11 protein-coding genes are annotated in these 8925 nt (G+C 75.4%); 3 read left to right on the plus strand and 8 right to left on the minus strand.

Translation table 11 applies throughout. The features are described from left to right. From AB0E83_RS29670 to AB0E83_RS29685, 4 genes are all read right to left on the minus strand, one after another. Complete coding sequence (locus tag AB0E83_RS29670; RefSeq protein ID WP_362118555.1) at positions 1-414, minus strand: hypothetical protein; 414 nt, start codon at positions 412-414, stop codon at positions 1-3. A gap of 154 nt (positions 415-568) precedes the next feature. Further along, positions 569-1072, minus strand: coding sequence for a hypothetical protein (locus AB0E83_RS29675; protein WP_362118526.1), 504 nt, complete (start codon positions 1070-1072; stop codon positions 569-571). Between the two features lie 94 nt (positions 1073-1166). After that, positions 1167-1598 (minus strand): PaaI family thioesterase, encoded by a 432-nt coding sequence (locus tag AB0E83_RS29680; protein ID WP_362118529.1) that lies wholly within the window; start codon positions 1596-1598, stop codon positions 1167-1169. Between the two features lie 4 nt (positions 1599-1602). Next, positions 1603-2175: a sigma-70 family RNA polymerase sigma factor gene (locus AB0E83_RS29685; protein ID WP_362118532.1), complete on the minus strand. Its 573-nt coding sequence runs from the start codon at positions 2173-2175 to the stop codon at positions 1603-1605. A 279-nt stretch (positions 2176-2454) separates the two neighbouring features. Between AB0E83_RS29685 and AB0E83_RS29690 the strand changes: the two genes are divergently transcribed. Beyond that, positions 2455-3672, plus strand: coding sequence for a CapA family protein (locus tag AB0E83_RS29690; RefSeq protein WP_362118535.1), 1218 nt, complete (start codon positions 2455-2457; stop codon positions 3670-3672). A 99-nt stretch (positions 3673-3771) separates the two neighbouring features. Then, positions 3772-4641, plus strand: coding sequence for a polysaccharide deacetylase family protein (locus tag AB0E83_RS29695; protein WP_362118538.1), 870 nt, complete (start codon positions 3772-3774; stop codon positions 4639-4641). A gap of 69 nt (positions 4642-4710) precedes the next feature. Here AB0E83_RS29695 and AB0E83_RS29700 read toward each other — a convergent pair whose 3' ends face one another. Beyond that, positions 4711-5373 (minus strand): class F sortase, encoded by a 663-nt coding sequence (locus AB0E83_RS29700; protein WP_362118541.1) that lies wholly within the window; start codon positions 5371-5373, stop codon positions 4711-4713. Positions 5374-5802: 429 nt separating this feature from the next. On the opposite strand from AB0E83_RS29700, the gene AB0E83_RS29705 reads away from it, so the two are divergent. Further along, positions 5803-6288, plus strand: coding sequence for a hypothetical protein (locus tag AB0E83_RS29705; protein WP_362118544.1), 486 nt, complete (start codon positions 5803-5805; stop codon positions 6286-6288). An 82-nt stretch (positions 6289-6370) separates the two neighbouring features. Here the strand turns inward: AB0E83_RS29705 and AB0E83_RS29710 are convergent, their stop codons facing one another. The 3 genes from AB0E83_RS29710 to AB0E83_RS29720 form a co-directional block, all read right to left on the minus strand. Continuing rightward, positions 6371-6934 (minus strand): hypothetical protein, encoded by a 564-nt coding sequence (locus AB0E83_RS29710; RefSeq protein ID WP_362118547.1) that lies wholly within the window; start codon positions 6932-6934, stop codon positions 6371-6373. Positions 6935-7098: 164 nt separating this feature from the next. After that, positions 7099-7863 (minus strand): hypothetical protein, encoded by a 765-nt coding sequence (locus AB0E83_RS29715; RefSeq protein ID WP_362118549.1) that lies wholly within the window; start codon positions 7861-7863, stop codon positions 7099-7101. A gap of 59 nt (positions 7864-7922) precedes the next feature. Beyond that, the gene (locus tag AB0E83_RS29720) at positions 7923-8564 is read right to left on the minus strand and encodes a hypothetical protein (protein ID WP_362118552.1); all 642 of its coding nucleotides are present in this window, start codon (positions 8562-8564) and stop codon (positions 7923-7925) included. Between the last annotated feature and the right edge of the window lie 361 nt (positions 8565-8925).

Raw genomic sequence — 8925 nt, forward strand, 5'->3', positions numbered from 1 at the left:
TCAGGCGAGCCACACGGCGAGATGGGCGAGCGGCAGCCCCAGCCGCCAGGCGGGCAGCCAGGTCCGGGCGGCCTCGTCCACCAGGACCCCCGGCCCGCCGCCCGGCACGGCGTCCAGGTCGGCGGCGTGCACCCAGGTCTCCCGCAGCGCCCGCCAGGCGTCCCGCGCGAGCGCCAGGTCGGCCCCGCCGGGGTCCTCGGCCGCCTCGGCGGCGAGCCGTTCCTCCACCCAGTCCGGCCAGTCGGCCTCGGACGCGGTGAGGCACAGCCACTCGTCGGCGGCGGGCTCCCCGGACAGGTGGACCGTCAGGGCCAGGGCCCGCAGGGAGGCGCGGTGCTCCAGCGAGCCGGGCTCGGCCAGCCCGGCCGCGGTCAGGTACTGGTCGGCCAGGTACTCGGCGCACAGCCAGGCCATCGGTACGGCCAGGCCGCCGCCGCTCCTGCGGCCGGCGCCGTTCGTGCTCTCGGGCGGCAACGCTCCCACCTTCTCCCGGACGTCGGGGCCCCGCGGTTCCAGGGGCCCCGTGCAGAGCCTCCTCCGCCCGGGGCGTCCGCGGGGACCGCTTTGCTCAACTCGCCGGTGTGGTTTCGGATACGTTCCCCGGCCGGATCGGTGCCGGTGGGGCCGGCGGGACCCCTGGTGCGGAAGGGGCGGGGGAGGGGCGCCGGCGGACGAGCGAGGCGAGCGCGGTGACGCCGACGACGAGCGCGAGCGAACGCGCGGGCAGGACCGCGCCGAAGGAGTCGTCCAGGCCGTCGATCCCGTGCCACACGGCGGCGATCCAGGCCACGCTCCCCACCAGCACCATCGCTCCCGGCCGCCGCTCCCCGCCCAGCCGCATCCCGGCCCAGAGCACGAGCGGCATGACCAGCGCGGTGTTGAGCAGCGCGGTGGTGAAGACCTGGGCCGTCCCGTACCCGGTCGGCGCTCCCAGGGCCGCCGACGCCTGTCCGACGAGCGCGAAGCGCAGCGTGTCGGAGAGCACGACGTGCGCGGCGCAGACGGCGATCCCGGTGACGACGACGGCCTTGAACAGGCGGGGGAGCGGCGGGGTGTGAGGTCGTGAGGCCATGGGGCCGACTATACGCACCATGTATACATGGAGTGCATAGACCCCCGTCCCCGTCCCGCCGGCGCACGGCCGCGCGGGACGGGACCGGGGGCGGCTAGCCGAGCAGGGCGTAGACCGCGGTCGCGTGGGCGGCCGGTTCCTCGGTGCCCTCGGCGGTCATCGTGATGTCGGCGAAGGCCATCCGCCTGCCGAGCTTGGTGAGGCGGGCGCGGACCAGGACGTCGGCGCCGAGGACCGCGCGCTGGAAGGTGGTGGACTGCTGGACGGTCGTCATGGGGACGAAGCCGCCGCGGGCCGCCGAGACGGCGATGACCGTGGCCGTGTCGGCCGCGGCCATCAGGGCCTGGCCCGACAGGCCGCCGCCCTCGCGGGCCAGCCGGTCGGACCAGGGGAGCCGGAGGACGGCCTCGCGGCCGTCGACGGAGTCCACCGTCAGCCCCAGGTCGAGGACCCAGGGGGCGAAGTTGTCGGCGAGGATCTTCTCGGCGGCGGCGGGGGTCAGCGCCGCGGTGTCAGGGAGCGTCACGGCGTCATTGTGCGGCCGCGGTCCGGGGCCGGGCAACGGAGCCCCGGCGCGGCCGGTAGCCGGGCAGCGAGCGGCCCAACTGCCGCAGGGCGTAGTGGGAGCGGGACTTGACCGTGCCGGCCGGGATCCCGAGGTCGACGGCGGCCTCGTTGACGGTGAGGCCGTGGAAGTAGAGGCGCACCAGCACGGCCCGGTGCTCCGGGCTCAGCCCGCGCACCGCCGCCCGCACGTCGAGCGCCGCCTCGGCGGACTCGGTGGCGTCGGAGGGGTCGGGGGTCACCGCGAGCACCCCGTCGCCGATCTCGGCCGGCCGGGCCAGCCGGGAGCGGCGGGCGTCGATGGCCAGGCGGCGGGCCACGGTGAAGAGCCAGGGCCGCATGGAGTCGTACGCGTCGCTGAACGCCTCGGGGTGGAGCCAGGCCCGGACCAGGGTCTCCTGGACCAGGTCCTCGGCGCGCTGGCGGTCCCCGTAGGTCAGCCCCAGGAGGAAGGAGAGCAGGGCGGGCCCGTGCTCCCGCTGGAGCTCCTGGAGCGTCCGCTCGTCGGTCGTCGCCGTCGTCGCCGTCGCCGTCGTCATGGTTGCCACCCTTCCCCGCCCGCTCCGCGGTTCGTCGTCCGCGCCGTATACGAACGCATCCGGGCGGAAGGGGACAGGGAGCGGACAGGGGTCTGCGACGAACGGTCGTAACGAGCGGCGAATGGCACGGCGAGCGGTCGGACGGCGATCGGGTGGCGGTGGTACGTCCGATTCGGTGGGGTTCGCCGCCCGGCCCGGCCGGGTCCCTTGACCCGGGGGCGCCCGCGGGATCAATTCGACAGAACACGTGTTCTTCCTATGATCGGGGTGGCAGTCGTCATGACCGCAGGCACCAGACCGGGACGCGCCCGACTCGTCCGTACCGGTTCCACCGTCCTCGCCGGCTCCCTGCTCGCCGTCGTCGCCGCCTGTGCCCAGGGCGGTCCCACCGGCGGCCCGGCCGCCACGAGCGGCCCCCCGGGCGGTTCCACCGCGCCCCGCCCCGCCGCCCCGGCCCCGAAGCCGGCCGGCTTCACCCTGGTGGCCTCCGGCGACGTCCTCCCGCACGACTCGATCATCCGCCGCGCCGCCGCCGACGCGGGCGACGGCGGCTACGACTTCCGCCCCATGCTCGCCGGGGCGAAACCGGTCGTCTCCCGCGCCGACCTGGCCATCTGTCACATGGAGACCGTCTACGGGAAGAAGGGCGGGCCCTACACCGGCTACCCCGCCTTCAAGTCCCCGCCCGAGGTCGCCGCCGCCCTCCGGGCCACCGGGTACGACTCCTGCTCCACCGCCTCCAACCACACCCTCGACGACGGCGCCGCCGGCCTCGGCCGCACCCTCGACGCCCTCGACGCGGCGGGCGTGAAGCACGCGGGCTCGGCCCGCACCGCCGCCGAGGCCGCCCGGCCCACCCTGCTCAAGGCCGGCGGCGCCACCGTCGCCCAACTCGCCTACACCTACGACACCAACGGCTACCCGCTCCCCGCCGGGCAGCCCTGGGCGGTGAACCTGCTCGACGAGGGCAGGGTGATCGCCGACGCCCGGGCGGCCCGCGCCGCCGGCGCCGACGTCGTCGTGGTCAGCGTCCACTGGGGCACCGAGTGGCAGACCGAACCCGACCAGCGGCAGCTCGCGCTCGCCCGCGCGCTCACCGCCTCCCGCACCGGCGGCCGCCCCGACGTCGACCTGATCATCGGGACGCACGCCCACGTGCCCCAGGCGTACGAGAAGGTCAACGGCACCTGGGTGATCTACGGAATGGGCGACCAGATCGCCGGCGACATGATCAACCACCAGGGCGCCTTCGACCCGCGCGGCAACCAGAGCAGCATCGGCCGCTTCACCTTCGCCCCGCCGAAGAGGCCCGGCGCCCGGTGGGAGGTCACCAAGGCCGAGTTCCTGCCCCAGTGGTTCGACACCGGGCGAGGCCGGGTGGTGAACCTCGGGGCCGCCGACGGCTCCGACCCGCGCCACCCCGGCATCCGCGAGACGATCCGCCAGGTCGTCCTCGGCCGGGGCGCCGACAAGGACGGCCTGACGCTCGGGAAGTGACCCGGCGCGCCCGGAGCGGTATCGGCCCATCGGGTGCAATCGGGCGGCGGCCCGGTGTCGGTGAGGGGCCCGCGCCCCTCCCCGTACGAACCATTGGTCATGAAAAATGATCAGCCGCTCATCGGGCGGCGGTCGGTGCTGCGCCTCGCCGCCGCCCTCGGGGTCACCGTCACGGCCGGGGCGCTCGCCGCCGACCGGCTCGGCGCCTTCGACGGCGCACCCGGAACCGCCCCCGCGCCCCCGGCTCCCTCCGGGGCCGCCGGGCCCGCCGCCGGACCGCCGGCGTCCGCGCCCCGGCTGCGCCCCTCCGCGTACCGGCTCCAGCCCATGACCGCATACGCCCCCGCCACCCGGCCCCGCGCCCTGCCGCCCGTCCGGCAGCGGCCCTTCCTCTCCCTCACCGGCGTCGGCCGCTCCATGGTGCTCACCTTCGACGACGGCCCCGACCCCCGCTACACCCCCGACATCCTGGCCACCCTGCGCCGCCACGACTGCCGGGCGGTCTTCTTCGTCTGCGGCGAGATGGCGGCGGAGAACCGGGACCTGCTGCGGGAGATGGCCGACGACGGGCACGTGATCGGCAACCACTCCTGGTCCCACCCGCTCGTCCCCCGGCTGCGGCCCTCCCGGATCCGGGACGAACTGGGCTCCACCAGCGAGGTCGTGGAGCGCGCCGTGGGCGCCGCGCCGCTCTGGTACCGGGCCCCGTACGGCGCCTGGAACCGGCACTCCTTCGAGATCGGCGCCGAGCTGGGCATGGAGCCGCTCGCCTGGTCGGTGGACACCCTGGACTGGAAGGAACCCGGCAGCGGCACCATCGTCCGGCGGGTCCTCGACGGCGCCGGGCCCGGCGTGATCGTCCTCTCGCACGACGCCGGCGGCGACCGCTCCCAGAGCGTGACCGCGCTCCGCCGCTATCTGCCCGCCCTCCTGGCCGAGGGCTACGGCATCACCGTGCCCCGGCGCTGACCCGGCCGGCGCGGCCGCGCGCGAAGGCCCCGGGGGACGCCCCCGGGGCCCTTCGCCGTGCCGCCCGCCTCAGCGGGAGCCGACCATCCGCGCGTAGACCACGACGTTGCCGTCGTACCCCTTCGAGCGGGTGTAGCCGCCGCCGCAGGTGATCACCCGGAGCTCCGGGTGCCCGGTGTCCCCGTAGACCTGCGGGCCGGGGAAGTCCTGCTTGGAGTACACCTCGACGCCGTAGATCTCGAAGACCGCCACCCGTCCGTCGTACCGCTCGACCTCGACGTGCTGCCCCTTCTCCAGGGCGCCGAGGCCGTAGAAGACGGCCGGGCCGCTCGTGTTGTCGACGTGCCCGACGATCACCGCGGTGCCGCGCTGGCCGGGCGCGATGCCGTTCTGGTACCAGCCGGCCAGGTTGGCGTCCTGCGGGGGAGGGGCCGCCACCCAGCCCTCCGCGTCGAGGCCCACGTCCATCACCGGGGCCGCGACGTCGATCGCCGGGATGCGGATCCGGGAGGCGGGCGCGAAGGGCAGCGGCTGGAGGCCCGTGGACGCCTCCGCGGGCGGCGGGACGACCGGACGCGCCACCGGACGGGCCGCGGCGGCCGGCTGCGGGGGCCCTCCGGCGGCGTCCACGCCGTTGCGCATCATCGCGAGTCCGGACAGCATGGCGAGGGCCAGGACGCCCCAGGGGTGTCGTCTCCTGCGCTCAGGGACGCGGAAGTCCTTCGGGGGCATGGTTCTCCCTTCGTGGCGACGTGTGAACGGTAAGGGCGACCGCGCGTCCCCGCGCTCCGGACGGCCCGAACGGGTAGCCCGTCGCCTCCGTACGGGTGGCGACGCGCCGGAGCGCCCCCGGGACGGGGCGGCGCGCGACGGCCGACCCCCCGTCAGAAACCGTGCGGACGGGGGTCGTCGGGCGCCACTGGTCGTCCCGGGTGACAGGGCGCTGACCCATCCGAGTACTCGTCGGACAATCATTTCGCGCGGCTCTGACCTGCGGTTGTGTCGTCAGACACAACTCGATCGGCGGCACGGGCGCTCACCGGACCGGCCCAGTGCCGAGGTGCGAGGAGCTGTCCTGGTTGTGATGGTTCGTCATGGAAGGCGTACTCGTCGAATCTCCCGGAGCACCGCTTCGGGGCGTCTTCCACTGGAGGTTCAACCATGCGTGCTGCACGCACTCTGGCGGTGACCGCCACCGCGTTCGCGGCGGTCGCCCTGGCCGCGCCCCTCGCCGCCGCCACCAACGGTCCCAGCAACGTCCAAGTCAACCCCTACGACGTCCACGCGGGGTCCACGATCACCATCACGGCCAAGGGCTGTGGCCACGGCGGCACCGTCACGTCCAACGCGTTCCCGGAGACCAACCTCTCGGTCAACTCCAACGGACTGTCCAGCGCGATCGCCCGGGTCTACAACAACGCCACGCCCGGCAACTACAACCTGGCCGTCAAGTGCAGCGACAACTCCCGGGTCGTCACCCACCCGTTCCGCGTGCTCGCGGGCCGGGGCGCCCAGGGCGGTCTCGGCGGTTCGCTGACGCCCAGCTCCACCGAGATGGCCGTCGGCGGCGGCCTGGTGGCCGCGGCCGCGCTCGGCGGCGGCGTCTTCGTGCTCCGTCGCCGCCGCGTGACCGGCGCAGGCGTCTGACCGGCCGAACCTCCCGGTCGGCCGACTGTGCCCGCCGCCCCCGTGTTCCCGGAAGGGAGCCGGGGGCGGCGGGCTGCCCGCGTCAGTGCCGGCGGCGGGCGGCCGAACGGCGCCGGAACGCGTACGCCGACCCGGCCGCGGCGGCGAGCACCAGGGCCGTACCGGCCGCCAGCTCGCCCGCCCCCAGGCCGGCCTGCGAGCCGCCGAGGCCGCCCCGCACGCCGCGCGGGGGCAGCAGCACCGTCGAACCGGCCGTCGGCGACAGCGTCGCCAGGCCGCTGATGGTCAGGTCCACGGTGTCCTGCACCCCGCCCGAGCAGTTGAACGCCACCGTGTACACGGCGCCGCGCTTGGCGTCCGCGTCCACGGTGGCGGTGACCGAGGCTCCGGGGGCGATCTGGACGGTGTCGAAGATGCCCGCCGTCGCCGTCGCCGTGCTGGAGCAGCCGGGGGCGCTGAGCGTCACCCGGCCGCCGGGGGCGACGAGCGACGGGGAGACGACGAAGTCGCCCGGGGCCTTGGCACCCCGCACCCGCGGGTTCGGCGCGGGCGCACCGTCGGCCGCGTGGGCGACGGTGACGGGGGCGGCCAGGGCGAGGGCGGCCGCCCCCAGCAGGGCGGTGGACGCGGCACGTATCGCGCGCATGGTGTTTCCTCCGGGTCCCGAGGGCCGGCCGCGGCGGGGTGGCCGCGTGGAGCCGTCGTGCACCTCGTTGCCCGCCACGCTAGGAGCGCACTACCACAGCCGCGATCCCAGACGGGCGAATGGGGCATCGGTGTCCCCCGGACGGCCCCTTTTCGCCCCGCCGGTCACTCCGTGACCTGCGGGAACAGGTCGGTGAACGGCGCGGCGGTGGCCGCCAGGCCGCGCCCGAACGGGGCGTCGAAGTCCCAGATCAGGAAGAGCAGGAAGGCGATCAGCGCGCTGTAGAGGCCCGCGAGGAGCAACTCGCGCCCGGTGCGCCGGATCTGGAGCGTGAAGATCAGCCCCACCGACACCAGGGCGCCGATGATCAGGCCGAACCAGACGACCCCCGGCATGGTCTCCCCGGCGCTCTGGCCGCGGGCGCCCCGGGCGTCGTCGGCGACCATCACCTGGTCGACCAGCGGCTGGTACGCCTGCCCCTCGAAGTCGTTCGCGGGCTGGTAGTCGGTGACGCTGCGCCGCACCTTCTCCATGAGGGCGTCGCCCTGCTCGGTGGTCGCGCCCTCCTCGGCCATGTGCGCGAACTCCTCGTTCACGACGTAGTCGACGTACGCGTCGACGTCGGCGCGGATCCGCTCGCGGACCATCACCGGGTAGACCTCCACCCGCGCGGAGATCTCGTGCATCGCCTGGGCCTCCTGGCGCACCACCTCCTGGGCGGCGCCGCGGGCCTCCCAGACGCCGGCGATGGCGAGGCCGAGGACGATCGCGTAGATCACGCCGATCATCATCGTCATGTACTCGATGACGTCGGGGGTCTCGCTGGGGTCGTCGTCCTCGGGGAGCCGGCGGTGGTTGATGACGACGATGGCCAGGACGACGGCGCAGGCGGCGGCCATCGCCAGGGTCAGGACGAGCCATTCGGACATGGTTTCCTCGGGTCTTTCTCGGGGTTCGGGTTCGGGCCGTACGCGGGCTCGGGACCGCGTCAGCGGGAGCGCGGGCGCAGGATCGCGCTGGCGATCACGGCGGGCGCGGTGATCAGGAGCATCGTGGTGACGGGCGACGAGCCGCTCTTCGGCTGCGGCCGGGAGGCCCGCTTGTAGTGCGGGAGCGCGACCGGCGGGGCCTGCGCGGGGCGCGGCGCCGCCGTGGGGACGGGCGACGGGGCCGGGGGCGCGGGGGCGGGCGGTTCCCCGGGCTCCGGGGTGCCGGGCACGGGGGAGGGGGGCGGGACCGGGGCCGGCCGGGGTGCCGGGGTGGCGGCGGGCGCGGACGGCGGCACGGGCAGGGGCAGGGGCGGCCGGACGGGCGCCGGGGCTGACGGGGGCGACAGGGGAGGGACGGGGGCGGGCGGCGGATTCGGGACGGGCGGCACGGTGGGGGCCGGCGGCAGCGGCGGCTTCGAGGGCTTCGGGGGCTCGGGCGGCTTCGGTTTCGGCGGTCGGGTGGGCTTCGGCGACGGCGAGCACGCACCCGGACCGACCACCGACACCGAGGTGTGCGAGCCGTCCGGCCCGACCGTGGCGTAGGCGCAGGAGTCGGCGGCCGCCGGCGCGGGCGAGGCGAGCAGCCACACCAGGACGGCGGCCGCCAACGACCGCGTGAGGGGTGATCCGTACAGAGACACGCCGACGAGCTTGAACACACGGACGCCGAACCGGGGCACGAATGCGCGCGGATTCCCCGGATGGTGGGGATCTTGGGACGCACCGGTTTGACGTTTCGGCACCGGAGGGCCGATCGGCCGCGCGGGCGAAGCCTCATGGGGGGCGCTTCCGGGGCGCTCTCGGGGGCGCTCTCGGGGGCGCTCTCGGGGCGCGGGAAATGGCCGACGGGAGCGGTGACGGGGGCCGTTCGACGGAACTGTCCGGTTGTCGCCCTGCCGCGGCTCCGCCGGCGCGGCCGTCGTCGTTCCGTCCGACGGCTACCAGGCCCTCCCGCTCCTCCACGAGCAGCTGCGCGCGTACGGCGTCGAGGTGCGCTCCGCC

Source organism: Streptomyces sp. NPDC035033, assembly GCF_040636735.1.
Taxonomy (GTDB): Bacteria; Actinomycetota; Actinomycetes; order Streptomycetales; family Streptomycetaceae; genus Streptomyces.

Coding starts and splice junctions, on each gene's coding strand:
- AB0E83_RS29670 (WP_362118555.1), bottom strand. CDS start 414: ATGGCCTGGCTGTGCGCCGAGTACCTGGCCGACCAGTACCTGACCGCG.
- AB0E83_RS29675 (WP_362118526.1), bottom strand. CDS start 1,072: ATGGCCTCACGACCTCACACCCCGCCGCTCCCCCGCCTGTTCAAGGCC.
- AB0E83_RS29685 (WP_362118532.1), bottom strand. CDS start 2,175: ATGACGACGGCGACGGCGACGACGGCGACGACCGACGAGCGGACGCTC.
- AB0E83_RS29690 (WP_362118535.1), top strand. CDS start 2,455: ATGACCGCAGGCACCAGACCGGGACGCGCCCGACTCGTCCGTACCGGT.
- AB0E83_RS29695 (WP_362118538.1), top strand. CDS start 3,772: ATGAAAAATGATCAGCCGCTCATCGGGCGGCGGTCGGTGCTGCGCCTC.
- AB0E83_RS29700 (WP_362118541.1), bottom strand. CDS start 5,373: ATGCCCCCGAAGGACTTCCGCGTCCCTGAGCGCAGGAGACGACACCCC.
- AB0E83_RS29705 (WP_362118544.1), top strand. CDS start 5,803: ATGCGTGCTGCACGCACTCTGGCGGTGACCGCCACCGCGTTCGCGGCG.
- AB0E83_RS29710 (WP_362118547.1), bottom strand. CDS start 6,934: ATGCGCGCGATACGTGCCGCGTCCACCGCCCTGCTGGGGGCGGCCGCC.
- AB0E83_RS29715 (WP_362118549.1), bottom strand. CDS start 7,863: ATGTCCGAATGGCTCGTCCTGACCCTGGCGATGGCCGCCGCCTGCGCC.